Annotated in this window: 20 protein-coding genes; 8 read left to right on the top strand and 12 right to left on the bottom strand. The window is 70.6% G+C overall.

Annotation, left to right across the window (positions count from 1 at the left end; translation table 11 throughout):
* Positions 1–76: 76 nt before the first annotated feature.
* Entirely contained in the window at positions 77–1,516 is a 1,440-nt protein-coding gene (locus ACIBHX_RS00715) for a GuaB1 family IMP dehydrogenase-related protein (protein ID WP_397062868.1), read from the top strand.
* A 5-nt stretch (positions 1,517–1,521) separates the two neighbouring features.
* Here the strand turns inward: ACIBHX_RS00715 and ACIBHX_RS00710 are convergent, their stop codons facing one another.
* Entirely contained in the window at positions 1,522–1,926 is a 405-nt protein-coding gene (locus ACIBHX_RS00710) for a hypothetical protein (protein WP_397062866.1), read from the bottom strand.
* A gap of 97 nt (positions 1,927–2,023) precedes the next feature.
* Between ACIBHX_RS00710 and ACIBHX_RS00705 the strand changes: the two genes are divergently transcribed.
* Entirely contained in the window at positions 2,024–2,986 is a 963-nt protein-coding gene (locus ACIBHX_RS00705) for a GlxA family transcriptional regulator (protein WP_397062864.1), read from the top strand.
* A gap of 13 nt (positions 2,987–2,999) precedes the next feature.
* Here ACIBHX_RS00705 and ACIBHX_RS00700 read toward each other — a convergent pair whose 3' ends face one another.
* Positions 3,000–3,782 carry an SDR family oxidoreductase gene (locus ACIBHX_RS00700; RefSeq protein WP_397062862.1) on the bottom strand — a complete coding sequence of 261 codons (783 nt, stop codon included), beginning with the start codon at positions 3,780–3,782 and terminating at the stop codon, positions 3,000–3,002.
* A gap of 67 nt (positions 3,783–3,849) precedes the next feature.
* Here ACIBHX_RS00700 and ACIBHX_RS00695 point away from each other — a divergent pair, with 67 nt between their 5' ends.
* The 3 genes from ACIBHX_RS00695 (at position 3,850) to ACIBHX_RS00685 (ending at position 7,767) form a co-directional block, all read left to right on the top strand.
* Complete coding sequence (locus ACIBHX_RS00695; RefSeq protein ID WP_397062860.1) at positions 3,850–4,224, top strand: FKBP-type peptidyl-prolyl cis-trans isomerase; 375 nt, start codon at positions 3,850–3,852, stop codon at positions 4,222–4,224.
* Between the two features lie 90 nt (positions 4,225–4,314).
* Positions 4,315–5,841 carry an ATP-dependent DNA ligase gene (locus tag ACIBHX_RS00690; RefSeq protein WP_397062858.1) on the top strand — a complete coding sequence of 509 codons (1,527 nt, stop codon included), beginning with the start codon at positions 4,315–4,317 and terminating at the stop codon, positions 5,839–5,841.
* Positions 5,842–7,071: 1,230 nt separating this feature from the next.
* Positions 7,072–7,767, top strand: a complete 696-nt coding sequence (locus tag ACIBHX_RS00685; RefSeq protein WP_397062856.1) for a septal ring lytic transglycosylase RlpA family protein — start codon at positions 7,072–7,074, stop codon at positions 7,765–7,767.
* Positions 7,768–8,810: 1,043 nt separating this feature from the next.
* Here the strand turns inward: ACIBHX_RS00685 and ACIBHX_RS00680 are convergent.
* On the bottom strand, positions 8,811–9,407 hold the full coding sequence (locus tag ACIBHX_RS00680; protein WP_397062854.1) for a DUF1707 and DUF4870 domain-containing protein: 597 nt from the start codon (positions 9,405–9,407) through the stop codon (positions 8,811–8,813).
* 134 nt (positions 9,408–9,541) lie between these two features.
* Between ACIBHX_RS00680 and ACIBHX_RS00675 the strand changes: the two genes are divergently transcribed.
* On the top strand, positions 9,542–9,883 hold the full coding sequence (locus ACIBHX_RS00675) for a hypothetical protein (protein ID WP_397062852.1): 342 nt from the start codon (positions 9,542–9,544) through the stop codon (positions 9,881–9,883).
* Positions 9,884–10,122: 239 nt separating this feature from the next.
* Here the strand turns inward: ACIBHX_RS00675 and ACIBHX_RS00670 are convergent, their stop codons facing one another.
* The 6 genes from ACIBHX_RS00670 to ACIBHX_RS00645 all read right to left on the bottom strand — a co-directional run bounded on the left by ACIBHX_RS00670 (position 10,123) and on the right by ACIBHX_RS00645 (position 17,744).
* A complete protein-coding gene (locus ACIBHX_RS00670) occupies positions 10,123–11,187 on the bottom strand; it encodes a DUF4192 domain-containing protein (RefSeq protein WP_397062851.1) in 1,065 nt (354 codons plus the stop codon).
* A 346-nt stretch (positions 11,188–11,533) separates the two neighbouring features.
* Entirely contained in the window at positions 11,534–12,268 is a 735-nt protein-coding gene (locus tag ACIBHX_RS00665; protein ID WP_397062849.1) for an EI24 domain-containing protein, read from the bottom strand.
* A gap of 17 nt (positions 12,269–12,285) precedes the next feature.
* Positions 12,286–12,867, bottom strand: a complete 582-nt coding sequence (locus ACIBHX_RS00660; RefSeq protein WP_397062847.1) for a Maf family protein — start codon at positions 12,865–12,867, stop codon at positions 12,286–12,288.
* A gap of 654 nt (positions 12,868–13,521) precedes the next feature.
* On the bottom strand, positions 13,522–14,139 hold the full coding sequence (locus tag ACIBHX_RS00655; protein ID WP_397062845.1) for a DUF937 domain-containing protein: 618 nt from the start codon (positions 14,137–14,139) through the stop codon (positions 13,522–13,524).
* Positions 14,140–14,799: 660 nt separating this feature from the next.
* Complete coding sequence (gene ftsH / locus ACIBHX_RS00650) at positions 14,800–16,845, bottom strand: ATP-dependent zinc metalloprotease FtsH (RefSeq protein WP_397062844.1); 2,046 nt, start codon at positions 16,843–16,845, stop codon at positions 14,800–14,802.
* A gap of 5 nt (positions 16,846–16,850) precedes the next feature.
* Entirely contained in the window at positions 16,851–17,744 is an 894-nt protein-coding gene (locus tag ACIBHX_RS00645; RefSeq protein ID WP_397062843.1) for a hypothetical protein, read from the bottom strand.
* A 362-nt stretch (positions 17,745–18,106) separates the two neighbouring features.
* Here ACIBHX_RS00645 and ACIBHX_RS00640 point away from each other — a divergent pair, with 362 nt between their 5' ends.
* Entirely contained in the window at positions 18,107–19,090 is a 984-nt protein-coding gene (locus ACIBHX_RS00640; protein WP_397062841.1) for a DUF3616 domain-containing protein, read from the top strand.
* A 290-nt stretch (positions 19,091–19,380) separates the two neighbouring features.
* Here ACIBHX_RS00640 and ACIBHX_RS00635 read toward each other — a convergent pair whose 3' ends face one another.
* Both ACIBHX_RS00635 and ACIBHX_RS00630 read right to left on the bottom strand, forming a co-directional pair.
* Positions 19,381–20,025, bottom strand: coding sequence for a peptidyl-tRNA hydrolase (locus ACIBHX_RS00635; RefSeq protein ID WP_397062839.1), 645 nt, complete (start codon positions 20,023–20,025; stop codon positions 19,381–19,383).
* A complete protein-coding gene (locus ACIBHX_RS00630) occupies positions 20,022–21,326 on the bottom strand; it encodes an MFS transporter (protein WP_397062837.1) in 1,305 nt (434 codons plus the stop codon). The genes ACIBHX_RS00635 and ACIBHX_RS00630 overlap by 4 nt, the downstream gene beginning before the upstream one ends.
* Before the next feature lie 71 nt (positions 21,327–21,397).
* On the opposite strand from ACIBHX_RS00630, the gene ACIBHX_RS00625 reads away from it, so the two are divergent.
* Positions 21,398–22,348 (top strand): GlxA family transcriptional regulator, encoded by a 951-nt coding sequence (locus ACIBHX_RS00625; RefSeq protein WP_397062835.1) that lies wholly within the window; start codon positions 21,398–21,400, stop codon positions 22,346–22,348.
* Between the two features lie 212 nt (positions 22,349–22,560).
* Here ACIBHX_RS00625 and ACIBHX_RS00620 read toward each other — a convergent pair whose 3' ends face one another.
* Positions 22,561–25,512 (bottom strand): hypothetical protein, encoded by a 2,952-nt coding sequence (locus ACIBHX_RS00620; RefSeq protein WP_397062833.1) that lies wholly within the window; start codon positions 25,510–25,512, stop codon positions 22,561–22,563.
* Between the last annotated feature and the right edge of the window lie 350 nt (positions 25,513–25,862).

The raw sequence follows: 25,862 nt of genomic DNA, 5'->3' as shown, positions 1-25,862 counted from the left end.
GTCCTCCAACCCCCATAAGTCTCCCCGGCCGATCATAAAGCCACTGTTGACCTGCTACCGCATAAGATGGACGAACGTGAAGTTCCTCAACAGCCAAGAGCCGCTCTACGACCTGACCTACAGCGACGTGTTCATGGTGCCGTCGCGTTCCTCGGTCGGATCACGGCTCGCCGTCGATCTGTCCACCAACGACGGCACGGGCACCACCATCCCCGTCGTCGTCGCGAACATGACCGCCGTCGCCGGCCGCCGCATGGCGGAGACCATCGCGCGCCGGGGCGGCATCGCGGTGATTCCGCAGGACATCCCCATCGACGTGGTGGCCGACGTGGTCGACTGGGTCAAGAAGCGCGACCTGGTGCACGACACGCCGCTGACGCTCACGCCGCACGACACCGTGGCCGAGGCGCTACAGCTGCTGCCCAAGCGCGCCCACGGCGCGGTCATCGTGGTCGACTGGGACAACCGGCCCGTCGGCGTGGTGACCGAGGCCGACTGCCAGGGCGTGGACCTGTTCACGCAGCTGTCGCAGGTGATGTCCAGCGAGCTGCTGACGCTGCCCGCCGGGCTCGAGCCGCGCAAGGCGTTCGACCGGCTGCACGAGGGGCGGCACCGGCTGGCGCCGATCGTCGACGCCGACGGGCGGCTGGTCGGCATCCTCACGCGGACCGGCGCCCTGCGTGCCACGCTCTACCAGCCCGCGGTGGACGCGGCCGGGCGGCTGCGGATCGCGGCGGCGGTCGGGGTCAACGGCGACGTGGCGGCCAAGGCCAAGGAGCTGCTCGAGGCCGGAGCCGACGTCCTGGTCGTGGACACGGCGCACGGGCACCAGGAGAAAATGATCTCCGCACTGCGCGCGGTGCGGGCGCTGGATCCCGGCGTCCCGATCGCCGCCGGAAATGTCGTGACATCTCAGGGTGTGCGCGATTTGGTGGAGGCCGGCGCAGACATCCTGAAGGTCGGGGTCGGGCCCGGCGCCATGTGCACCACCCGCATGATGACGGGCGTCGGCCGCCCGCAGTTCTCGGCCGTCCTGGAATGCTCCCTGGAGGCACGCCGGCTCGGCCGCCATGTCTGGGCCGACGGCGGAGTCCGCCACCCGCGCGACGTGGCCCTCGCCCTCGCGGCCGGAGCGGCCAACGTCATGATCGGCTCCTGGTTCGCCGGCACCTACGAGTCGCCAGGGGACGCCCGGACCGACGCAGACGGCCGGCGCTACAAGGAGAACTTCGGCATGGCCTCGGCCCGCGCCGTCAAGCTCCGCACGGCGGAGGACACCCCCTTCGAGCGCGCCCGCAAGGCGCTCTTCGAGGAGGGCATCTCCACGTCCCGCATGTACCTCGACCCCCGCAGGCCCAGCGTGGAGGACCAGATCGACGCGATCGTGGCGGGACTGAGGTCGTCGTGCACGTACGCCGGCGCCACGAGCCTGGAGGAGTTCTACGAGCGCGCCGTCATCGGCATCCAGAGCGCCTCCGGCTACACCGAGGGAATGCCGCTCCACCAGAGCTGGTAGGCCCTTCAGTGGTGATGGGTGTACTCGTCGCGGCGGCGCAGCATGGCGGCGAGCATGAGGGGGAACATGGCCACGTGGGCCGCGACCATCAGGGTCATCCCGTCGATCACGCCCAGCCACAGCAGCGGGAACAGCGGCACGATCGGCAGGAACATGGCCGCGCACATCTCGAGCGTCGGCACCCAGGCGTGCCCGCGCAAGCGCATCCAGGCGGCCATCCCCACCGACATGTCGAAGGCCATCAACAGGTAGGCGAGCTCGGGTTCCCCGGTGTAGGACAGCCGGATCCCGAGCGCCGACCACAGCAGGTCGAGGGTGAACATCCCGACGAACATCGCGATGACCATCTCCACGTAGTGCACGGCGAACCGTAACCAGGACCGGCCCCCGGTGTGTGTCGTCTCAGGCATGGCTCCACTGTCCCGGCACGCCGTACCCGCTCCAAGCAGACATCGGGGACAGGTCCGGAATCTTGGGTTCTCGGTCTTTCTGCCATACGGTCGGGGCATGACCGTGCGGCGGGTGGTCGTGGTCGGGTACCACGCGGCGGAGTTGCTCGACATCGCGTGCGTGACCTCCAGCCTGATCGGCGCGAACGTGCACGCCGGCGCCCCGCTCTACGACGTGTGCCTGGCCACCCCGTCGGGCCTGCCCATCGACTGCGCCAGCGGGCTGACGCTCCAGGGTGACCAGGCGCTCGAACGCCTCACAGGCCCGCTGGACACGCTGGTCATATCCGGAGGCATCGGGCACGAGCTGGCCGCCGCCAACCGGGTGATCGTCGGCCACGTCCGCCGCCTGGCCAGGGAGAGCCGCCGCGTCGCCTCGGTGTGCACGGGCGCTGCGGTGCTGGCCGCCGCCGGTCTGCTGGACGGCCGGCGCGCCACCACCCACTGGGGGTACGCGACCACGCTCGCCGCCCGGCACCCGAAGATCACCGTGGACGCCGACCCGATCTTCATCAGGGACGGCAACGTCGCCACCGCAGCCGGCGTCACCAGCGCGCTGGACCTGACGCTCGCCTTCATCGAGGAGGACCACGGCGCCGACCTGGCCAGGGAGGTGGCGCGCAACCTGGTGACGTACCTGCAACGGCCGGGCAACCAGGCCCAGATGAGCATGTTCACCCAGGGCCCGCCGCCCGGCAACAGCCTGGTCAAACGCCTCGTCGACCACATCGCCGGCCACCTGGACGCCGACCTCACCACGGCCGCGCTGGCCGCCGGCTCAGGCGTGAGCGAGCGCCACCTGACGCGGCTGTTCCTCAGGCATCTGGGCCTGACTCCTGGCAGGTTCGTACGGCGGGCCCGCACGGAGGCCGCCGCGCACCTGCTCGCCTCGACCTCCCTGCCCATGGCCGCCGTCGCCACCCGGTGCGGCTTCGGCACGGCGGAAACCCTCCGCCAGGCCTTCGTCGACCGCTACGGCATCCCGCCGTCCCGCTACCGCCTGACCCAGACCGCCCCGTGACCTGGTCGCGCGGTCATGGCCGGGTGCGACGCCACCCTCCGGCGGCGTGGATGCCGCCGTCCACGTGCAGGGTCGTGCCCGTGACGAACCTGGCCAGGTCGCCGGCCAGGAACACCGCGGCGGCCGCGGCGTCGGCGGGATCACCCAGGTGCCCGAGCGGCGGGAGCCGTACGGGCTCGTAGTCCTCGAACGACTCGGCGCGGAGCCCCAGCTCGCCCTCGGTGGGCAGGGCGTCGGGCGCGATGGCGTTGACCCGGATGCCGCGCGGGGCGAGCTCCAGGGCCAGCGATTTGGTGAGGCTCTCCACGGCCGCCTTCATCGCCGCGTAGATCGCGAACCCGGGTGCGGCCTGGTGGGCCTCGCTCGAGGTGACGTTGACGATCGACGCGCCCTCTCCCAGCAGCGGCAGGAACCGCCGGATCATGCCGGTGACCTGGGTGAAGTTCTCCTCGACGAGGGTCCGCTCGCCCCGCACCGAGGTGTCGGCGAACGCCGCGTGGAACGTCCCTCCGGCGTTGTTGACCAGGATGTCGACCTTGCCCCAGCGCTCCTCGACAGCCCGCGCGAACACGTCCACGGCCACCGGATCCCGCACGTCGACGGTCATCGCCAGATCGGGCGTCGTCTTGGCGTGGTCGTTGCCAGGGAGCGCCCGGCGGTCCCGATCGCATATCGCCACATACGCCCCGAACTCCGCGAACGCCTCGGCGATGGCCAGACCGATCCCCCTGGCGGCCCCGGTGACCACGGCAACACGCCCGGTGAGCAGGATCCCATCGGGGGAAAGGGCGGCCATGGACGACGACAATATCCCGACCGCATAGAGTCTTCGGGACCATTCCATTCGTCAACAGGAGCACTCTGTGGCACTCGAGAAGCCGGAAATCGACTTCCCGGAGGGTAACCCGCCCGCCGACCTGGAGATCGTCGACATCGTCGTGGGGGACGGCCCCGAGGCCAAGCCGGGCCACAACGTCAGCGTCCACTACGTGGGCGTGGCGTTCTCGACGGGTGAGGAGTTCGACGCCTCTTGGAACCGCGGCCAGGCCTTCGAGTTCCCCCTCGGCGGCGGCCGCGTCATCGCCGGCTGGGACCAGGGCGTCGCGGGCATGAAGGTCGGCGGCCGCCGCAAGCTGGTCATCCCGCCGCACCTCGGCTACGGCTCCCGGGGCGCCGGCGCCTCCATCAAGCCCAACGAGACCCTCATCTTCGTGGTGGACCTCCTGGCGGTCCGCTAAGTCGCCCGGCCGGGGGCCACCGCCCCCGGCCACCCCTTTTCCTCAGCTCCGGGGAGGAAATTTGTCGGCGAGGTGAGGCACGATAGGCCTGTGCTTCTGATCGACGTGGTACGGGTGTCCGAGGCGGTGGCGCGGACCTCGGCCCGCCTGGGCAAGATCGGCCACCTGGCCGAGTTGCTTGGCCGCGTGCCCCCCGGCGAGGCGGAGATCGCGATCTCCTACCTGTCGGGCGAGCTGCCGCAGCGCCAGGTCGGCGTGGGCTGGCGCACGCTGCAGGACCTGCCGGCGCCCAAGCTCGTGGCCACGGCGACCCTGACCGACGTCGACACGTTGCTGACAAGAATCAAGGCCGTCTCCGGGCAGGGCTCGCAGGCGGCGCGAAAAGCACTGGTCACCGAGCTCTACAGGGCGCTGACGAGTCAGGAGCAGGCGTTCATCACCCGCTTGCTGAGCGGCGAGCTGCGCCAGGGCGCGCTCGACGGAGTGATGATCGAGGCGGTGGCCAAGGCTTCCGGCGCTCCCTCTGCTGATGTACGGCGTGCCTTGACGCTTCGTGGCTGGCTGCCCGCCGTCGGAGCCGCGGCGCTGAGCGGTGGGGTGGAGGCGTTGCACGCCTTCCGGCTCGAGGTGGGCCGGGCGGTCGCGCCCATGCTGGCGGGAAGCGCCCCGAATGTCGCCGCTGCCCTGGAGAAGGCGGGTGCGCCCGCGGCGCTGGAGTGGAAGCTCGACGGCGTACGCGTGCAGACGCACCGTTCCGGGTCCGAGGTCAGGGTGTTCACGCGCACGCTCGACGACATCACCGCCCAGGTGCCCGAGCTGGTCGAGGCCGTGCTCGAGCTGCCCTCCGACGACCTGGTGCTCGACGGCGAGGTGCTCGCGCTGCGGCCCGATGGGCGGCCGCATCCGTTCCAGGTCACGGCGAGCCGCGCCACCAGCAAGACGAACGTGGACAAGCTTCGCGAGGCGACCCCGCTCAGCGTGTTCTTCTTCGACGCGCTGCGGGTCGACGGCGACGACCTGCTCGACCTGCCCTACTCCGACCGCCAGGAACGGCTCAGCCGGGCGGTCCCGCCGGGCCTGCTCACGCCGCGCCTGGTCACGGACGACGTCACCGAGGCGGAGGCGTTCTTCGGCGACGTGATCAAGGCCGGGCACGAGGGCCTGGTCGTCAAGTCGCTGACCTCGCCGTACGCCGCCGGCCGCCGCGGCGCCGGATGGATCAAGGTCAAGCCGAGGCACACGCTCGACCTGGTCGTCCTCGCCGCCGAATGGGGCCACGGGCGCCGCCAGGGCAAGCTGTCGAACCTCCATCTGGGCGCGCGCGACCCGGAGGGCGGCGGCTTCGTCATGCTCGGCAAGACCTTCAAGGGCCTGACGGACGAGCTGCTGGCCTGGCAGACGGAGCGCTTCGTCGAGCTGGCCGACGGCCCCACGGACGGCTGGACGGTCCAGCTACGTCCCGAGCTGGTGGTGGAGATCGCCTTCGACGGCGTCCAACGCTCACCCCGCTATCCGGGCGGAATGGCCCTGCGCTTCGCCCGCGTCCTCCGCTACCGCCCCGACAAACGCCCCGACCAGGCCGACACCGTCGAAACCGTCCGCTCCCTCATGCTCTAACCCCCACGCCCTCCACCACCCGCAAGCCCAAGAACCACCCGCCCAAGAACCACCCGCAAGCCCAGGTGCCACCCCCAAGCCCGGGAACCACCCGCAAGCCCGGGAACCACCCGCAGGCCCAGGTGCCACCGCACGCCCTCGCATCCGCCACGGCCGTCCTTAACCCACCGCGCCTGACCACCGCCCTGGCGCCCTTCCCACCCTCGCAGCCGCCCCATCAATCCCACGAAGCACAAGGTGCTCGCAACCCATAAGACGCTCAGACGTGCAGCGCCACCAGGGCCCACCAACGCCTCCGTTGCCCACGGCCCCTACCGCCCCACCAAACCACCACGCCCCTCTTCGGTGCTCCCCCAAGCCAGGCGGCGCTCTACCCCCTCGGAAACCCACCAAACGCCCGGCACCCTCAGACTCGCGCCCCACCAGCCCTCAAATCCCACGTCGCGATCACCCTCAGATCCCCCGACCCGCCCAATCCCAAATCGCGCGCCACGCTCACCCCCAGACCCCGCGACCCACCACCCCACCTTCAAGCCGCGCCTCACACTCACCCCCAGACCCCGCGACCCACCACCGCACCCTCAGACGCGCCTCCCGCTCACCCTCAGATCGCGGGTCCCGCTGACGCTCAGATCGCGGGTCCCGCTGACGCTCAGATCGCGGGTCCCGCTGACGCTCAGATCCGGCGCTTCACCACCATGCCAACTCCCGAGCCCGCGATGAGCACCGGCAACTGACCGCAGCATCGGCGACTGCGCCATCACCTAGCCCTCCGAGGCCACGACGTCGCGAGCCCGCCCCCTCAGGGCCCTCAGGAGCCTCAGGGCCCATAAATCCCGAATGGCCACCCGCCCACTTCCAGCGGGTCCAGGCCAGCCATTGCTGCCCGCCGCGCGGCGTTTCTCAACGCCCGGCAGGCTGATGCGCAACGTGCCGCCGAACTGGGATCATGCGCGGCCTCCGGCTTGACGTGCCAATGCCCGGAAAATGGCCAAATGAGAAAGATCCAAGGAGTGGCCTCGGCGATCTGGGCCTAGATGTGACCAAAGTGAGATATGTCACTTAATGTCCCATTAGGTTGTCTTTGCCCGTTGTTGGTCGCATATGTTCGTCCACGTCGCGGGGAGCACCCCACTCCCCGCCCTAGGGATCGGCCGACGCGGCGCCCCCAGATTCCTCTTCCGCTCGGACCCATCCCTGTCCTGTCCCCTACCTAGGACCGTGGTTCCCTTGGGTCAGCATTCGAGCAAGCCGTCCAGCCAGAGCCCCCTCGGCCACGTGACGGCTCCCGGCAAGCGCCGCTGGGCAGCAGTCGCAGCCGGAGTCGCCGTCGTCGCCGCCGCATCCACCACCGCCTGGGCGGCCGTCTCGAACGGTGACGCCCCGCAAGCCACCACCGCGGTAGGCCTGGCAGCCGCCACCGGCGCACCCACCACGGCAACTCCCTCCCCCAGCTCGAGCACAACTCTCTCCCCCGCGAGCCCCACGCCGTCAGCGAGCGACACGCCATCTGCCGACAAGAGCGAGCAACCGTCGCCCTCGACCTCCGGCGAGCCCGCGATCCCCGCTCCCAAGCCCCCCGCGGTGAAGCCGGTAGTCAAGAAGTCGCACAAGCCATCCGCTCCCAAGTACCGAGTCCTGTCCGCCGGTAGGTGCGGCGCCTCCTTCTACGCCGAGGGACAGATGACGGCCAGCGGCGAACGCTTCAACCCATCGGCCATGACCGCCGCCCACAAGACGCTGCCGCTCGGCAGCAGGGTCCGCGTCATCAACCCGTCGAGCGGCAAGTCCGTCATCGTCCGCATCAACGACCGCGGCCCCTACGTCGGCGGCCGCTGCCTCGACCTCTCCGAGGCGGCCTTCAACGCCATCGGCGACACAGGCGCCGGCGTCATGACCGTCAAGTACCAGGTCCTCGCCCGCTAGGTCCACCCGAGTTCCGCGCCGCATGCGCGGGACTCGCTGCCCACCAGCTCCTCACCCGCTAGGTTCTCCCAGCCAGAGGTGAGGTGGCCTCTCCCCCACACCCATCGATGCCGACCCCATCGGCATCCCGCCCCCAGTCCCCCCGGCTACGGGCACCGGAACGTGGACCAAACCATGCCTCAGTCACCCCAGGCTGACCCTCAGCACCCCCACCTCCACTGACACCCCCCACTTCCACGTCTGGCGCCGCCGTACAGACGAGCCTGGACAAGCTGGCCGGCGGGCCCGCCGTCCTGGTGGAGGCCTGCCGCGACCCAGCCCGCTGGCCCTCGCCACTTCCACTGGCCGCGGTCCACCCCGCTGACACCCACCACTTCCACTCGCCACGCGCTATCTCCGCTGGCCCCACTTCCACGCAGCCCGGCCGCCCTCGCCGGCCCAGGCCCACTGGCCCACTGGCCCGCACCCCCGCTGACACCCACCGCTCCCACTCGCCACGCGCTATCTCTGCTGGCCCCCACTTCCACGCACCCGGCTCACCCTCGCTGGCCCCCACTTCCAGTGGCCATGGCTCCCCGCTGGTGCCCGACCTCCCCACGTACTAAAGCGCCCGACACCTCCGGCCCCCGATGGCGCCTGACACCCCCACCCTTCCCGCGCTTTCAACCCTGGTCGATGGGCGCACCTCAAAAGGACTCTCGAACCCCAGCAATGCGTCGGAACCGAGCCGTCCCATCGAGCAGCCCTGAGCACACCGCCTCCTCCTACGGCGCCCTCTCGTCGGACCTCCCCTGCCACGCCCCTTCTCCGGGCCTCCCCTCCCAGACCTCTTGTCTCGGCCTCCCTCTCAGACCGCTTGTCCGGGTGTCCCTCCCAGACCGCTTCTCTGGGCGTCTCTCCCAGACCACTCTCCAGGCGGGCGTCCCTGCCAGACCGCACTCCGGGCGTCCCTCCCGGACCGCTTCTCTGGGCGTACTTCTCGGACCGCGACGGGCTCGGCATGCCTGCCGTACACGCTGAGTCAGAAGCCGAACGGCAGTGCCCTACTTCAGCAGGCGGACCGTGAGCGGATAGCGGAACGGGTTCTCGGAGAGGGCGGAGATGCCCCCGGCGATGGCCAGGACGACCGCACCCACCCAGATGATGGGCAGCAGCACCACACCGACGATCGTGAAAGGCAGCAGGAAGGTCGCTCCGATCAGGGTGAGCTGGAAGTTGAGCGCTTCCAGCGCGTGCTGCCTGATGTACGGGGACGTCTTGCCGCCCGTCAGGAGCATGATCAGGGGACCGACGATCGGCAGGCCGACGAGTGCCAGCCCGTGGGCCGCCGCGGCGCCGAGGCGCTCGTTGCTCTCTGTCTGCCCGTGGGGCCGCGGCGCGGGCGGCGGCATCGGGCGCGACCTGGGTACGTGCCGCGAGCCGTACAGCTCGTTCATGATCGGCATGAGGTCGCCGTGGGTGCGCGCGGTCATCGCGCGCTCCAGCCGTTCGTCGAACTCGAGCTTGTCGAAGCGGCCCTCCGCGTAGGCGGCCTTGACGTGCTCGACCACGTGGTCGCGGTCCTCGCTGCTGACCCGCAGGTGGGCCGGCGGCACCTGTCCGGGCCCCAGGGGTGTGGGTGCCCCAGCCATAAGAGCCATGCCTCTCCTTAGGTGTGACCAGTCGGCACCCATCCTTGCTCGAATGCCCGTCTCGGCCATCAGGGACGAACCCCTAGGTATCCCCGAGATCTTCCCCGGACGCACCAGGGCGCGGCGCGATATAAAAAGGAACCATGAGATGGCGAGACCGCTACGGTATCCGGCGCCTGCGTGGCTCGAAGGTCGCCAAATTCGACCGGGAGGCCACAGACGCGGACATCGAGGCGCTTATCGCCTTCGCGAAGTCCCGGCGGGGCGTCGAGTTCTACGTCGAGCCGGAGACGTTCGCCACCGACACCACCGCGGTGGCGGTCGCCGATGACGGCGAGTGGACCCGTCGCCGCGTCGGCTCCCCGGCGGTGATCCGCAAGGTCGCCCGGGACCTCGCGCTCCCGGCCTATGACGTGCAGCTCACCGGTTATCCCCCTCGCATGCGTGAGTACAACGCCCGCCGCCGCAACGAAGAGCAGGCATAGCGGCGAGCCCCGCTGAAGATTCCACCTGCCAGAAGATCACGCACGATAGGGCGACCAGCACGCCAGGATCCGAGCCGGTACGGCAAGCCGCACGTGACCCCGCCCAGCCTGGTACGGCGAGCCGCACGTGACCCTGTCTAGCCTGGTGCGGCGAGCCGCGCGGGGCCCCTGCCTAGCCCGGAACGGCGAGCTGCACGTGACGCCTAGCTCTGAACGGCGAGCCGCATGTTCGGCCTCGCCTACCCTGGCGTGGCGTCGTCGAAGACGCTGACCAGCGGAAGCAGCCAGGTCGCGTTCGCACGCCCCATGGCGGCGTCGAGCTCGGCGGGGGTCGGCATGCGACCGCGGAGAACCGTCGGCGACAGCAGGTGCTGGAGCGCGTGCATGAGCAGGTTGGCCATCGAATAGCCGGGATCGATGGCCAGGGCGCGTTCGAGAGCGATGGAGGCCAGCACGGCGTCACCCGACCGCCACGAAGCCATGGCCAGCAGTGACGCCACCGGCGGCATGAACCGCGGCTCCAACCTGCGGGTCAGATCTTTCCAGAGCCCTGCGTGCGCGTCCTCCATCAATGTCCATGCCTCGTCGCGGATCCTGATCACCGCCAGGTCGAGGCCGAGCCGGGCTGCCTCGGCGTCGTCGAGCCGGTCGCCACGGACGTGCGTGGCGATCGCGGCACGTACCCTGACCAGGCCTTCGGCCACGAACTGCGCGGCGAACTCGTTGGAATCCTTGGCCTCTGCCAGCCTGGTCCGCACGTCCGCGACGGCATCCGCGGTGGCCCGGCGCATGGCCATCCGCACCGGACCACTCGCGGGCGCGATGGTGCGCTCGAGCGTCCGCCGGTCAGGCAGCGCGACCAGGCCTCGCACGGTCGCCTCCGCCGCCACCTGACTGCTCGAGATGTCATACGGTGTGCCCTCCGGAGGGCAGCAGTGCGCCAGAGTGCATATGTAGGACCAGTAGCGGCCGCCGTCGGCTCTGAGGGCCTCGTCGATCTCGACCCCACATCTCGCGGCGACCAGGCGTAGCTCGTCGATAGCGGGTGTGACCTGGTCACCTCTGCCATATCCCACCACGATGGCTTGGGTGATCGCCTCGCGCTCGATCAGCGCCGACAACGGCCCCAGCGCGCTTGGCGGCAGCGGCAGCCCCCACCGGGCGACGACTTTGGCCAGCCCGGACACGAGCCCGATGAGGATGAGACTGTTCTCGGGATGGAATCCCACGAGGTACGGCACGGCCGCCAGGATGTCGGCGGGGCTGGCCAGGGTCAGGCGGGGCTCGGAGGCGTTGGTCGTCATGGCCCAGGAGCGTGCCCGGAGTTGGCCAGGCGCGAGAACGCCGAATCTCGTTCTGTGGATAAAGGCGGCCGATGGCCAAGGCTGTGGATAACCGAGGTTGCGGCGCCACGATTCTTCGGCATTATGGGCGGCGGCCTCGCGCACCTGGCACCGGGAGCGGGGCTCGCGATAACCCCTAAAGAACTCGTGCGAGCCAGGCGCGCACGAGTCTCTATGAGGCAGGTGTGAGCCAGGGCGCACACGAGAAAGCAGGTGCGCAGCCAGGGCGCGCACGGGTCTCTAGGCAGTAGGTGCGAGCCGGGGCGCGTACGAACAAGTAGGTGCGAGCCGGGGCGCGTACGAGGCGCTAAGAAGAAGGTGCGAGTCGAGCGCGCACGAGAAGAGCGGCACCCGCCACGGCCGCAGGCATGGCGATCACCGCGACGAACGGCACAAGGAAGAGCAGGAAGATCGGGACTCCGAACCCCAGGGCGGCCGATTTGTTGGCACGGAGGATCGCGAAGCGCTCCTTACGGGCGAGACCGCGACGCTCCATGGCCAGCGTGGTGAGCTCGACAGTCAGGAAGAACCCGGAGACAGCGCCGCCGATCACGGGAATGACCGTCTGACCGATGACAGGAATGAACCCGAGGAAGAACAGCGGCACCGAGAAGAGAAGCACGTACCCCAGCGTCACCAGGCTGTCCTTAATCGACCGCGGCAGTGATCGCCACCACGGCTGCTCCTCGACGTCCGGCAACGGGTCGACCGCCGCGGACAGCTTCTCGTAGAAGGGCTCGCCGATGGCGAGCGTCAGCGCGGTGAAGGTGAGCACGGCCAGCCCCAACCCGCCCAGAAATACAGCGATCCCAATCAGGACGCGGAAGGCGTCGCGCCATCCCCACGTGTCAGCGAAAGGAGTGAGGACCCGTGCCAGGTCGAGCGCGTTGGTGCCGAGCAGGATCAACGCCACCACGTAGACAACTAATGCGATCAGAGCGGGCAGGAGACCGAATGCCCACCAGCGACCATGCCTGGCAGCCCAGCCCGCGCCTTGAGCGAAGAAGCCGACGCCGGCCACGAAGTCACGCAAAGATCGCATGCCCGGCAGGCTACCGGCTAGCGCCAGAAAGAGGTCACCGAGTAACCGAGTTCGTCGAACAGACTCCTCAGCAGGGGCAGCGAGACGCCCAGCACGTTGCCGTGATCGCCCTCGATGCCCTCGACGAACCATCCGCCGCGCCCGTCGATACTGAACGCGCCCGCGAGCGAGAGCGGCTCGCCAGTGCCGATGTACGCCTCGAGCTCCTCGTCCGTGGGCTGGCCGAAGCGGACCACCGTGGTGGCGACCTCCGCCGCCTGGGTGCCGGTTGCCGCGTCGACGACGCAGTGGCCGGTCACGAGGCGGCCGGTCCTGCCGCGCATCAGACGCCAGCGCTCGGTCGCGGCCTGAGGTGTGCCCGGCTTGCCGTACGGCCGGCCGTCCAACTCCAGGATCGAGTCGCAACCGATGATCAGTCCCTCGTCCAGCCCCTCCGCGACGGCGGCCGCCTTGGCCTTGGCCAGCACCAGGCTCAGGGCGGCGGGCGTGTGGGCGGAGTACGCGTCCTCGTCGACACCGCTGACGATCACCTTGGGATCGAGTCCGGCGCTGCGCAGCAGAGCGAGGCGGGCGGGAGAAGCAGAGGCCAGGACGATCACCACCCCAGCTTACCGGTCTGCCCATCGGCCCCGACTCCGCCCCAGCATGCCTCAGGCGGGAGAAGACGCCCTGTGGGCAAGCGATTCATGAGCACGGGGGCGCCTGAGGCACCCGCACCTCGTGGAGGCTCGTACGCTGCGACGGGCCTCGTTCGGGGACTCGAGCTGTCAGCGTGGGTGGAGGTCGCCTCCGGCAGGCACGGAGGCCGGCTGGCGAAGGCACCGGGACCCGATTGCGTCACGCGAAGGACTGGCTTATGACGTGTGCGCCGCTATGTCCCGACGGGTGGTGTAGATCAGCCGGAGCGTGAAGCTCTGCCGGCTTGACCGTGCCGTGAGGAGTTCGGGCTCTGCCACCTCCTCGGCCTGAGCCGAAGGCCGTGAGCGGGCAGGCCCGCAAGGTCAGGTTGTCGGCCAGATCATCGACCGGGGCAGTGGACGCCTCATCGGAGCATTGCGCACGTACCAGGGCGTGGTTGGTAGTACCTGGCGTGGTTGGTAGTACCTGGCGTGGTTGGTAGTACCTGGCGTGGTCGGTGGTTCGCGAGCGGGCGTGGTTGGTAGTACGCGAGCGGGTGGCTGTGGCGAGGCGGTGATCGGGTGCGGGGCCTCTGGGTTACCAACCGGGGGTTCTAGGTGCCCGGGGCCTCTGGGCTACCAGTCGGGGTTCGAGGTGCCCGGGGCTGGCTGGGGCCGGATGTCCTCGGGTTCAGCGGCCTGGGATTCCGTGCGGGTTTGCTGTGGTACGGCGGCGCCGCCGTCACCGAAGATGCCGCCCAATAGACCACCGAGGAGGTCCTCGAGGCCGCCGGGCATGGCGGACTGCTCTTGGTTGAGATCGTCGGCTACGGCGCCGGCGTCCATGTTCTGCTGGGAGGCACGATTGGCAAGGAGCGACATGACCATGGGTGCGAGCAGAGGCAGCAGCTTCATGATGGCGTTGCTGTTGACACCGGAGAATTGCGACAGTCCGGTCGCGGCCTCTTCGGTGCCTTCGCCACCGAAGACGTGCTCGAGGATGCTCTGGCCGTCGCGCTCCAGCGAGGCGACGTCGCCGGTGAACGGGTCGGTGTCCACGTGGTCGTCGAGTGCGGTGCGCAGGGCTTGCGCGCCGTCCAGGTTGTCCGCGTTACGCGCCATGCCGCCGACGATGGTGCCCGAGGCGGCTTCGACGACCTGGCGCGCTGTGGCGGTGTCGGTGCCCAGGAGGCCGGCGATCTCCTGGATCCCGGAATCGCCCAGCTGTGCGAGAAGCTCGTCATTGAGTGACACGACAGTCCCCCGATCATTGGTGAGGGAGAGGCTTCCCTCCGCCGAATCGATCTATTTCTCGGTCTGTCCTATTTCTCCACCAAACCGCACGGTCAGGTGCATCCAGCGTCTGGCACGCGAGTAGCTCCGGCGGGGGCTTGGGTGCGACAGTCCGGGAGTCACGGCGTGGGACGCCTGGGCGCGACAGGCCGGGCCTCCCCACACGAGCACCTCAGCGCGACAGCCCCGGAGTCCTGACACGGGGCGCCTGGATGCAATTGGCGGGAAGTCTCGGCACCAGCACCTCAGCGCGAGAGCCCAGGTCCTGACACCGGGCATTTGGACGCGGCAGCCCGGGAGTCCCGACACGAGCACCTCAGCGCGACAGCCCGGGAATCCCGACACCGGACACCCGGACGCGACAGGCGGGAAGTCTCGGCACGAGCGACTCGGCGTGAGAGGCCGGAGTCCCGGCACGGGTGCGAGAGGACGGAGATTTCGGCACGGGCGACTGGATGGGATGGGCGGCGGTGCGGGGAATTGGAGCTACTGGTGGGGCCGAAGAGGGAGCGGGGGCCAGCACTCTGGGCGGTAGAAAAGCCGGTGGGCGCCGACGGCCACCGGGAAGTCAGTGGTCGCCGGCGCCCAGGCCGATTCGGTTTACACCTCGCTGCGGAACAGTCAGGCGGTGGGCGTTTGCTCTGGCGCGTCGACCGTGGCGGGCGTGTCAGGAGCCGAGAGGCCTGCGGCTGCGTAGGCGCCGGATTCGTCGAGGGTCTCGTGTTCCAAGAGGGCCGCGACGATGCCGTCCAGCTTGCCGCGGTTCTCCGTGAGGATCCGGACGGCCCGCTCGTAGCACTCGTCGACGATGCGACGGGCCTCCTCGTCGACCATCGCGAGGGTGGCCGGAGACGCCTGGGGCTGCTGGCCGTCGTTGGGGAGGATCGTGAGGGGACCCACCTTCTCGGACATGCCCCAACGGCCGACCATGCCGCGGGCGATCATGGTGACCTGCTCGAGGTCGTTCTCCGCGCCGGTGGTGATGACGCCGAAGACGACCTGCTCGGCCGCCATGCCACCGAGTGCGCCGGTGATGCGGCCGCGGAGGTACTGCTCGTCGTAGGCGTAGCGGTCGGTGTCCGGCGTCGACAGGGTGACGCCGAGGGCACGGCCACGCGGAATGATCGAGACCTTTCTGACCGGATCGGCACCCGGCTGGAGCATGCCGAGCAGGGCGTGCCCGGCCTCGTGGAAGGCGGTGCGAGTGCGTTCCTCTTCCGGCATGACGATGCTGCGAGCGGCACCGAGCTGGAGCTTCTCCAGGGCGTCGGCGAAGTCGGCCGAGCCGACCTTCTCCTTGCCTCGCTTGGCCGCAAGCAGGGCTGCCTCGTTGACGAGGTTGGCCAGGTCCGCGCCGGTCATGCCGGGCGTGGTCTTGGCGAGCTGCTCCAGGCTCACCTCGCCGTCCAGCGGGACGCCGCGCGTGTGCACCTCGAGGATGGCGGTACGGCCTGCCGCGTCGGGGAGGCCGACCTGCACGGTCCGGTCGAAGCGGCCGGGGCGCAGCAGGGCGGGATCGAGGATCTCGGGGCGGTTCGTGGCGCCGATGACGATCACGCCTTCGGCACCGGAGAAGCCGTCCATCTCGGTGAGGATCTGGTTGAGCGTCTGCTCGCGCTCGTCGTGGCCGCCGATGCCGCCGGCACCGCCACGGGCACGGCCGATGGCGTCGATCTCGTCGATGAACACGATGGAAGGAGCGACCTTGCGGGCCTCTTCGAACAGATCACGCACGCGGGAGGCGCCCACGCCGACGATCATCTCGATGAACTCGGAGGCGCTGGCGGAGAAGAACGGCACGTTCGCCTCGCCGGCGACGGCGCGGGCCAGCAGCGTCTTACCCGTGCCGGGAGGACCGGCCAGCAGCACGCCCTTGGGCAGCTTGGCACCCAGGCGGCGGTACTTGCCGGGGTCCTTCAGGTAGTCGACGACCTCGACGAGCTCGTTCTCCACCTCGTCGATGCCGGCCACGTCCTCGAAGGTGACGCGGACCTTGCCCGCCTCGACCGGTTTGGCGGCCTTCGATCGGCCCAGGCCGCCGAGCCCGCCACCGCTCATCATTGAGGCGCCGCGGCGCATGATCCAGATCCAGAGCCCGGCCAGCAGCACGACAGGCAGCAGCGACAGGAGCAGGTTGCCCCAGAAGCCACGGCTCTGGTCGATGGGCTTGGCCTGGATGATCACGCTGGCGTTGTCGAGCTGCTGTGACAGCTGGTCGTTGTTGGCGAAGGCGGGGATGGTCGTCTGGAACTTGGTGTAGCTCTTGTTGTTCGCGTCAGGGTTCTGCCCGGCGGCCTTGAGGTCGCCCTCGATGTTGAAGCCCTGCGCGTAGATGTCCTTGACGTTCTTGGCGTTCACCTGCTTGACGAACTCGGTGTACGAGATCGTCTCGACCTTCCCGGTGTCGAAGAAGGACGACACCACGAAGAAGGCGGCATAAACCACGAGGAGGGTGATGACGAACCGCCACCAGTTGATCTTCGGGCGCCCGCCGGGCGTACCAGGGAGGCCTTCCGCGCGCCACGGCGGCTTCGGCTTGTCCTTGTCCGAGGATCCAGAGCGGCGATCCGGTGCTTGCGGCGCCCCAGAGCGCCGACGCTGCCCGGGCTCAGTGCCCGGTCCGTTTGCACCTTCCACGGCGTCACTCCCCCAAATCGCCGCAACCATGATCTCTAGCCTAGAACACGCACCCCGGAGGCCACGCGCTGGACGTCACCCCATTGCTTACGCTGCGTGTCAGGCACTGAGACGAACACCAGACCAGGCTTGGCCATTCCCCCGTCGAGCACCGCGACCGCCGCCCGGGAGGCGTGCTTGCCGTACTTGACCTGGTAAATCAGCATCCAGCCGCGGTCGACCGACTGTGACGCGATCCACCTGATCGTGGCGCCCTTGGGGTGGAGCGTGAGCGTCCAGCGCGCGGCGAGCAGCGCGGTGTCGCGCCAGTCCTGCTGGCGCTCGATCGGCAGCGGGCAGCTGACGAGCAGGCCGCGCAGACCCGCACCGTGCTTGGGCAGCACCTGGCGAGTGGTGAAGGGTGCGGGTCCGTAGAGCTTCCACGGCCTGCCCAGGCGAGGTACGGCAAGGCCGGTGCGTGTGTCCTTGACCACGTACCGAGGCACCCGGGAGGCGGGCACGGGCTGGATGGATCCAGGTAGCCGGGCAATCCGGGCGTCGGCGTAGAAGGCCTCCATCGCGGTGTACCCGGGAGCGAGGGTGGCGCCGGGCGTGGGCGTGGGCCGCCCCATCAACGCGGAAGCCGAGGGCACCGCGCCCGGCGGGGACCCGGACGGCATCGCGGCCGCGGTTTCGGAGGTGGTCGGGACGCCGGCCGGCGCGGACGCGGACGGCACGGCACCAGAGGCCGTGGGGACGGCGGATGCCGTGGGCAAGGTGCCCGCGGGGCCCGGGGAGGAGGTGGGGCCGGACGGGGAAGGTGCGGCCGATGGCGCGGCGATCGGCCGTGCCGGGACCTCGTCCGGCCGTGATGGGAGCACCATGATCACACCGGCGACGACGACCGCCGCCGCCGCGAGCACGCCGAGCCCCCGGTACACATCCCGCATCCGTAGATCACCAACGCGGGAGCGTCTGGGCGGGGAAGCTGGGGTTCCCGGTTTGCTAGTGGTTCTCACACCGGAACCCACGGTCTCACTGTCCCCATCGAACACGACGGGAGCGTACGACATATCTGGCGATTACGCGTATGAAGCGACCGAAGTGACATCATGGCGATGTGGATCAGGTGGAATTCCCCCTCGGCCCAAGCTCGGGAACAGCTGGGACGCGGACGAGTCTCGTGGACCAGGGGGCGCCCCCATCCGAGTCGCGCGGAGCTCAGGCGCACGCCGAGCTCGGGGACTCGGCGGAGCTTCGGCCCGGCTCGCCCCTGAGCCACGCTGGGACGCAGGCGATCCCGGCAGGGCAGGTGGAGCTCCGGTTCGATGCCGGGTCTCGGGAGGCGCAGACGCACACCAATTTGTCCGCGCTGCGGCGGGATCGGACGGGTGTGTGGGTCGCCGGCGACGAGACGGCGACGGTCGAGCACCTGATGTGGACGGGCGAGCGTTTCGATGGGCAGCGGACGTTCCACCTGGCCGACTACGTCGAGTTGCCCGCGGGGCCCGACATGGAGGCCGACATCGAAGGGCTGGCGGTCAGGGACGGCTACCTGTGGGCGGTGGGCTCGCACAGCCTGAAGCGCCGACGGGCCAAGTCGGCGAATCCGGCCAAGGCGGCCAAGCGGCTGGCCACCGTACTCAGGGAGGAGAACAGGTTCGTCCTGGTCCGGCTGCCGCTGGATCCGGTGACCAACTCCCCGCAGAAGGGCGCGATCATGTCGGGCCCCGAGAATGTCGCGGAGCAACTGGCGGACGATCCGCACCTGGCGCCGTTCACCAAGCTGCCGGGCAAGGACAACGGCTTGGATGTCGAGGGCATCGCGGTCCACGACGGCCAGGTCTACCTGGGGCTGCGCGGTCCCGTCCTGCGCGGGTGGGCCGTGGTGCTGGAGATGGAGCTCCACGTCTCCGGTGGCGGGACGCGGATGCGCCCGAGCAGGCCGTACCGGAAGCACTTCCTCGACCTGGACGGGTTGGGGGTGCGCGACCTGTGCCCTTACCAGGGTGACCTGCTGCTGCTGACCGGGCCCAGCATGGATCTGGACGGACCGGTGCGGGTGGTGCGGTGGCGCGTGGGCGAGGATCGCGACCTCGTTCCGGCCGAACGGCTGGAGACGGTGCTCGAGCTGCCGTACGGGCACAGGGAGGACCATCCGGAAGGGCTGGCCGTGCTGGAGGACGGCAGGCTCATGGTCGTCTACGACAGCCCGTCGCCGCGGCGGATCACGCCGGAGGGCGGAGTGCTGGCGGACGTCTACGAGCCCGCCGCACTCCGCCACGACAACACGTAATCGCGACCGATCACGCCGGTGGTGCCGGACGCGTCTGTAGCGGAGAAAGCACGCCAACTTGATTCACGTCAGGTTTATGCGGGGGGGGTGGCGCGCGGGTCCGAGGGGCTCCGGAGTGAACCGGGCAGCCTGAGTGATCCGCCAGCCGAGAACAAGCCGGTGAACCGGGGAGCCTGAGTGACCAGCCAGCCCGAGAACAAGCCGGGCAACCAGGCAGCCCGGATGACCCACAAGCCCGAGAACAAGCCGGTGAATCAGGGAGAGTCTGAGTGACCCGCTGGCTCGAGGGGCTATGGGGTGAACCAGGGGGCCTCGGCGGCGAAGGTGCAGGAACCCGGCTCGATCTCTGTGAAGCCGGCGTCACGGACGACGGGTAGGCCGGCGGCGACCATGGCCTTGAAGTCATGCACGGTGGCGGTGCGAACCGAGACCGCGAGGCCCTGCGTACGCCAGGCCGCTCGGTCGGCGGGTGAGGTGGCCCACCAGGCGAGCTGGGCGGCGTGGCCGGCCTGGGCCATGGCCTTGCCCGCGGACATGGTCAGTTCCGGGTTCTCCCTGAGGATCGGAGGTGAGGCGGGACCGGGAGGCACCGTGTCGGACATTTCGGTGCCCGATACCTGCAGGCGGGAAAGGTCCTTGGGCCATGCGTCCAGGGGCACCGGCGGGTGCACGCGTACCTCGGCCGTGCGGTGTTCGATCGTGCGGCCGGGCAGCGCGAGCACGCGCGCCCACTCGGCCCCGCGGGCGCGGCGCACGACCTTGCGGATCTTCCCGGTGGACTCCCAAGCCGCCACCGGCTCGGCGAACTCCCCCGGATCATCGAGCAGCGACAGCACCGCCATCGCCGCCGCCTCGAGCGCGTCGGTGCGCTCGGGCGGGTTGACCCGCTCCAGCCTGACGACCAGGGGGAGGACCATCAGCTCTACGTCGTTCATCGCCCTCTAGCATGCCCGATCGCCAGCGACATGCCGGACGCCAGGATGCACAGTCCGCCCGAGACGAACCAGGCCAGGTCGTAGGCGCCCAGGTGGTCGCGGGTGAGCCCGGCGCCCACGGCGGCGAACGCCGCGCCGATCTGGTGCGAGGCGAACACCCAGCCGAACACCACGGACCCGTCGGAGCCGAAGATCCGGCGGCACAGCGCGACGGTCGGCGGCACGGTCGCCACCCAGTCCAGCCCGTAGAAGACGATGAACACCAGCATGCTCGGATGCGCCGATTCGGCGAACAGGCTCGGCAAGATCATCAGCGACAGCCCGCGCAGCCCGTAGTAGACGCCGAGCAGCACCTTGGGATCCACCCGATCGCTCAGCCACCCGGAGGCGACAGTGCCCACGATGTCGAAGACCCCGATGACCGCCAGCAGGCCCGCGGCGACGGGCTCGGCCATGCCGTGGTCGTGCGCGGCCGGGATGAAGTGGGTCCCGACCAGGCCGTTCGTGCTGGCGCCGCAGATCGCGAAGCCGCCGACCAGATACCAGAACGCCCGCGTCCCCGCCGCGCTCCGCAGCACGCCCACGGCCCTGACCGCAGCGTTCACCCGCGCGGCCTCCACGCGACCGGCGCTCACCGCAGCGGTACGGCCGGCATCCTCGGACACGTCGGAGATGGCGGGCTCGGCGCCCAGCGCGGTAGTTCCCACGTCTTCCGGGCGGTCGCGCATCAGCCACCACACCAACGGCACCACGATCAGAGCGCCACCCGTCACGGTCAGGGACGCCGCCCGCCAGCCGGGCCCGGCCGCCAGCTGGGCCAGCACCGGCAGGAAGATGAGCTGCCCGGTGGCTCCCGCCGCCGTGAGCACCCCGGTGACCAGGCCGCGGTGCCGTACGAACCAGCGATCGGTGACCGTGGCGACGAACACCAGCGCCATCGACCCCGTGCCCAGCCCCACCAGCACGCCCCAGCACAGCCACAGCTGCCAGCTGGCCGTCATCAGCACGGTGAGCCCACTGCCCGCCGCTACCAGCAGCAGCGCGAGGCTGACCATGCGCCGCATGCCGAAGCGGTCCATCAGCGCGGCTGCGAAGGGAGCGGTCAGCCCGTAGAGAACCAGGTTGATGGACACGGCGGCGGAGATCGTGCCCTTGCTCCAGCCGAACTCCTCCTGGAGCGGCGTGATCAGGACGCCCGGCGTCGCACGGAATCCGGCGGCGCCCAGGATCGCGACGAAGGCCACGGCGGCCACGAACCAGGCTCGGTGCAGGCGAGGAGGACGGGTGGTCGTCAAGGTCATTGGGCAATCGTCAGGTATCCACCCAAGATGTCGCGAGTGGCCCGACGGCCAATATGTGAAAGAATTCGGCCATGGTGCATCGGATCGCGGTCGTGGCGCTGGACGAGTTCGCGCCGCTCGACCTGGGAGTGCCAGGACAGGTGTTCCGCTCGGCGCGGACGCGGGACGGCAAGAAGCTCTACGAGGTGGTGACCTGCTCACCGGGTCGCAGGCCGGTGCGGTGCTGGGCCGGCTACACCGTGCTGCCCGACCACGACCTGGACATCCTCGACACCGCCGACACCGTGCTCGTCCCGGGCATCCACGGCGGGCCGCCCCTTCTCGAAGGGGTCATCCCGGACGAACTGCGCGACGCGCTGCAGAATCGGCCGCGGATCATGTCGATCTGCACGGGCGCGTTCGTGCTGGCCGCCGCCGGGCTGCTCGACGGGCGACCGGCCACCACGCACTGGGCCGACGCCGACCACTTCGCGGCCATGTTCCCCGCGGTCAAGCTGGACGCCAACGTGCTGTTCGTCGACGACGGCGACGTGCTGACCTCGGCGGGCGTGGCCTCGGGCATCGACCTGTGCTTGCACGTGATCAGGCGCGACTTCGGCAGCGAGGTGGCCAACCGGGCCGCGCGGCGATGCGTGACGCCGCCGTTCCGCGAGGGCGGGCAGGCGCAGTACATCGAACGGCCGCTCGCCGGGCCCGACGAGAACAGCACCGCCGCCACCCGCGCCTACATGCTCGCCCACCTGAACGCGCCGCTCGACCTGGCGGCGCTGGCGGAGCACGCGTCGATGAGCGTGCGCACGTTCACGCGGCGCTTCCGCGAGGAGACCGGGCTGTCGCCGGCCCGCTGGCTGACGCGGCAGCGCGTGGAGCACGCCCGGGACCTGCTGGAGAGCACGGACCTGGGCGTCGACCAGGTCGCCAGGCGCGCCGGCTTCGGCAGCGCGGTCTCGCTCCGCCAGCACCTCCACGCCGCCGTCGGCGTCGCCCCCCTCGCCTACCGCCACACCTTCCGCCGCCTCTGACCCACTTCGAGCAGTACGGCACGCCCACCGCCTCCAGCAGAGCCCACCCACTCCTAGACCCCGCGACCTCACGCATGCCCCCATCCGGGGCCTCGAGACAGCGTCCGACTGAGCCGGAGACTCCTAATCCCTGCGCGGCGCCGGGGTGGCGAGGAGAGGTGTGGCGCGATGTGGGTGGTGCTGGGTCTCGGCTTCGGTGGGGTTGGGAGGGATTAGGGGTGGGTTGGGTGGCGGTCTTGGTGGGTGGCGCGGCTCCAGAGGGTGGGCCAGCCGCCGTCGAGCCACGTCTCCGGGACGAGTAGCCCGCTTTCGAGGACCCGTTCCCAGAAGGCGTCCAGGTCGGCGCCCAGCTCGACCGCCCCGTCCAGGGCCTGCTGCCAGGGCCCGGCAGGATCGGCCAGGTCGGAGGCGGGGTAGCCGGGCACCGCGGTCTCCCCCGGCACCGTGATCGGCGTCCCCTCCCCGCGGGCCGTCGCGGCGATCACGAGCGCGCACAGCACCTGGGTCCCGGCTCCCCGGAGGTGCGAAGGGGTCCCGATCGTCCAGCGGATCCTCCGGGCCACCAGCTCCATCGAGCGGGCCGCCGCCACGTCCGGGTGCCTGGCCAGCCGCCGCATCGACGAGGGCAGCGGGGCGTCGGCGAGGAGCGGCGCCAGCCGTACCGTCAGATCGAGGTTGTCGAGCACGGCCCGCAGCGGGCGGATGCCGGTCGCGGCCCACAGCTCGGCCAGCGGCGTGTCCTGGAAGGCGCGACCGAGCCGTTCCGCGGGCATGCGGCGCAGCGCGGTCAGGTTGTGCGCGCGCTGGAGGGTGCGCAGCGCGCGCTCGGTCTCGGGCGCGGCCATGGCACGCGCAACCTGCCGGGCCAGCGGCTCGGCGATCTCCCTGAACAGCCGCCCCGGCCGGCGCGTCCCCGGCGCTCGCGGCGAGGGCGACGGCTCGTCCGGAGGTTCCTGCTCCGGTACGGCGGGCCGCAGCGAACCCACCCACCTGGTGACGGCCTCGGCCACCTCCGGCGGCGGATCGTCGTTGAACCGGGCACGGAACTCCTCCACCCGCCAGCCCCGCGTGCCGGGCCGCAGCTCCAGGTTGGCCACGATCCTGCCGTCCGGGGCCCGCAGGGCCACCAGTCCGAAGTCGCCCCGGGTCGCGCCGCTCACGTAGTACTCCCCGGCGATGCAGTTGCCCATGTAGGAGGCCCACTCGGCGAGCAGGCGGCCGCCGCGGGCACACTCGACGCGCAGGTCGGTGCCCGGGAGCGGCAGGCCGTCGGCCTCGGCCAGCGCGGCGGGCAGCCGGAACGTGCCCGTCAGCGCCTCCGACACGTGCGCGCTCGCGGCCAGCTCCCGAACCAGCTCCGCCCACGTACGGCAGCGCCGGGACACCCGCCCGCCGTACGAGGCGAGCTGCGCGGTGCCCGCCACAGCCAGCGCGATCGTGTCGTAGCGGGGGTCGAGCGGGTCCGGGTCGTCGGGGTGGTAGAGGAAGTACGGCGTCGGGTCGCCGTAGTGGGCCACCGCGGCCTCGGCCCCGTGCAGCTGGGCCAGCGCGTCGGCCAGGTCGGCCAGCCAGAGCAGGTCCCCGGCGGTCTCCTCCTCCGGAGCCCGGTTGGCCAGCGGCTCGCCCCCGCCCACCGGCGGCTGCAGCCACGTGGACGGCTGCCGCACCTCGGTGTGGCCGACCGCGGCACGCCAGTCGGACAGGGTTCCCTTCGCCCAGTCGTGCAGGTACCGGTGCGCGACGGCGATCCGCTCGGTGGCCGCCGCCAGGACCACGGTCCCGTAGTCCTCGGCCCTGGCCAGGCGCTGGGCGGCGAACGGCTCCGGCGTGTCGCCGAGCCTCCTCGCCAGGTCGCGCACGTAGCAGCCGGGGCGGGCGGGCACGCCAGCCAGCCCTGGCACCCGCCTGGCGGCCCAGCCCGCCTCGCCGTCGCCCATCAGCGGCGCGGCCGCGGTCAGCTGGGCGGCGCACCGTTCGAGACCGGCCTGCGTGCCGTACTCGGCCACAGCCACCGCGGCGCGCAGCAGGACGGTGGCCGCCTGCGCGTCGCACATCACACGGTGCGCGGCCTGCGCCCAGTACCACGGCGGCGGGACCCAGCGGGCGGCCTCGCCCAGGGTCGGCTCGTGGCCCAGTTCGGCGCGCACGCGGGCGATGAGCTGCTCGTCGGCGTGGTCGCTGTACCTTCTGCGCACGTCCTCGAGGCGGCTGCGGACGGCCGTCAGCTTCTCCGTCCTCCGATTTCTCGCCTGGGCGGCGGCCACGCGCCCGCGCAGATCGAGCAGCAACTCCAGCCGCCGCTTCGCGGGGAATCCCTCGAGCACCCGCCCAAGATTCTCCGCCACCGCCGACGCGGGCCCCCGATGCCCGGCCTGATCAATCCCACCCACAGCAACATGGAGCCCGTCGCCCTCCCCAGCTCCGTCAAGCAGACCATCGCCCTGCCCAGGTCCGTCAAGGATGCCGTCGACCTGCCGAGGTCCGCCGAGGAGACCGTCGCCCTGGCCGCGATCAGCCACTGCGGCGTCGAGGTGCCCGGGGTCGGCGGGGGTGGCGGGAAGCCGTTCGGGCTGCCCGAGGTCGGCGGGGAGCCGCTCGAGGTCGGCCGGGGCGACGGGGAGCCGCTCGAGAACGGCCGGGGCGACGGGGAGACGTTCGGGCTGTCTGGGAGCGGTTGGGGTGGTGAGGAGGCGTTCGAGTTGCTCGGGTTCGAGGAGGTCGCTGGCGGCGGAGGCCAGGTCCAGGTCTGCCCACCGGCCTTCCGCGATGGCGCGACTCGCGGCGGCGGCCACCGGCTTGGTCGCCCCGGCCCCGAACAGCGCCACCAGCACGCCCGCCCGCTCACCCAGCCGTTCGATCCCATCGACCCCCAGGACGCGCAACGCGGCCAGCACCGCATCCCGCCGATCCCCGCGCGCCCCCTCCAGCCGGGCCGACCTGAACCCGGGCCGCAGCTCCACCCCCGCCCCGGCCGCCACGACCCCGCCCTCGGCCACCAGCCGCGCCAACTCCCTCGCCGCCGCTTGCCCATCCCCATGCTCGGGTCCGAGGACCACGGGCGTCCCCTCAGGCAGCCCATCCCGGACAACCCGCCCACGCGCGTCCCAAACCGCCTGACCCTTACCCGCGACCACCCCGAACGCCAGCCGAATCACGCCAGCCATGATTCGCTCCCCCACCCCACCAAATCAAGGCAAATACCCCCACCCGCCGCCCAGCCCGCCCATGTCCGCTCCGGCGGAACTGCGTCGCCTGCGGGAGTTTCCCAGGCGGGTCTGCCGGTCGCCCGGAGACTGGACGGTCCCGTGGCGTCCTCGTCCTGGCCCGTCTACGGCTGGAGTGGTGCCTGCCTTCCGGGCGTCGTAGCGGCGGGGCGGCGGCATCCGGTCAGCGGGCGTCTCCCTGGACGTGCTCAGCCGAAGTACGGCGACTGGCGGGTGGGGTGGCTTGCCGTACCGCCAGAAGAGCGCGACGTACCGGCAGACGAGCATGTGGCACCGTCAAGGCAAGCGTC

This window comes from Nonomuraea sp. NPDC050536 (assembly GCF_044457685.1).
In the GTDB taxonomy this organism is placed as follows: Bacteria; Actinomycetota; Actinomycetes; order Streptosporangiales; family Streptosporangiaceae; genus Nonomuraea.
This window is presented reverse-complemented; position numbering and strand designations above follow the sequence as displayed.

Bases quoted from the DNA above. Each gene is read 5' to 3' on its own strand.
- ftsH (WP_397062844.1), bottom strand. From the start codon at position 16,845: ATGGTTGCGGCGATTTGGGGGAGTGACGCCGTGGAAGGTGCAAACGGA.
- ACIBHX_RS00635 (WP_397062839.1), bottom strand. From the start codon at position 20,025: ATGAACGACGTAGAGCTGATGGTCCTCCCCCTGGTCGTCAGGCTGGAG.
- ACIBHX_RS00665 (WP_397062849.1), bottom strand. From the start codon at position 12,268: ATGCGATCTTTGCGTGACTTCGTGGCCGGCGTCGGCTTCTTCGCTCAA.
- ACIBHX_RS00680 (WP_397062854.1), bottom strand. From the start codon at position 9,407: ATGGCTCTTATGGCTGGGGCACCCACACCCCTGGGGCCCGGACAGGTG.
- ACIBHX_RS00670 (WP_397062851.1), bottom strand. From the start codon at position 11,187: ATGACGACCAACGCCTCCGAGCCCCGCCTGACCCTGGCCAGCCCCGCC.
- ACIBHX_RS00620 (WP_397062833.1), bottom strand. From the start codon at position 25,512: ATGGCTGGCGTGATTCGGCTGGCGTTCGGGGTGGTCGCGGGTAAGGGT.
- ACIBHX_RS00700 (WP_397062862.1), bottom strand. From the start codon at position 3,782: ATGGCCGCCCTTTCCCCCGATGGGATCCTGCTCACCGGGCGTGTTGCC.
- ACIBHX_RS00630 (WP_397062837.1), bottom strand. From the start codon at position 21,326: ATGACCTTGACGACCACCCGTCCTCCTCGCCTGCACCGAGCCTGGTTC.
- ACIBHX_RS00645 (WP_397062843.1), bottom strand. From the start codon at position 17,744: ATGCGGGATGTGTACCGGGGGCTCGGCGTGCTCGCGGCGGCGGCGGTC.
- ACIBHX_RS00625 (WP_397062835.1), top strand. From the start codon at position 21,398: ATGGTGCATCGGATCGCGGTCGTGGCGCTGGACGAGTTCGCGCCGCTC.
- ACIBHX_RS00710 (WP_397062866.1), bottom strand. From the start codon at position 1,926: ATGCCTGAGACGACACACACCGGGGGCCGGTCCTGGTTACGGTTCGCC.
- ACIBHX_RS00705 (WP_397062864.1), top strand. From the start codon at position 2,024: ATGACCGTGCGGCGGGTGGTCGTGGTCGGGTACCACGCGGCGGAGTTG.
- ACIBHX_RS00675 (WP_397062852.1), top strand. From the start codon at position 9,542: ATGAGATGGCGAGACCGCTACGGTATCCGGCGCCTGCGTGGCTCGAAG.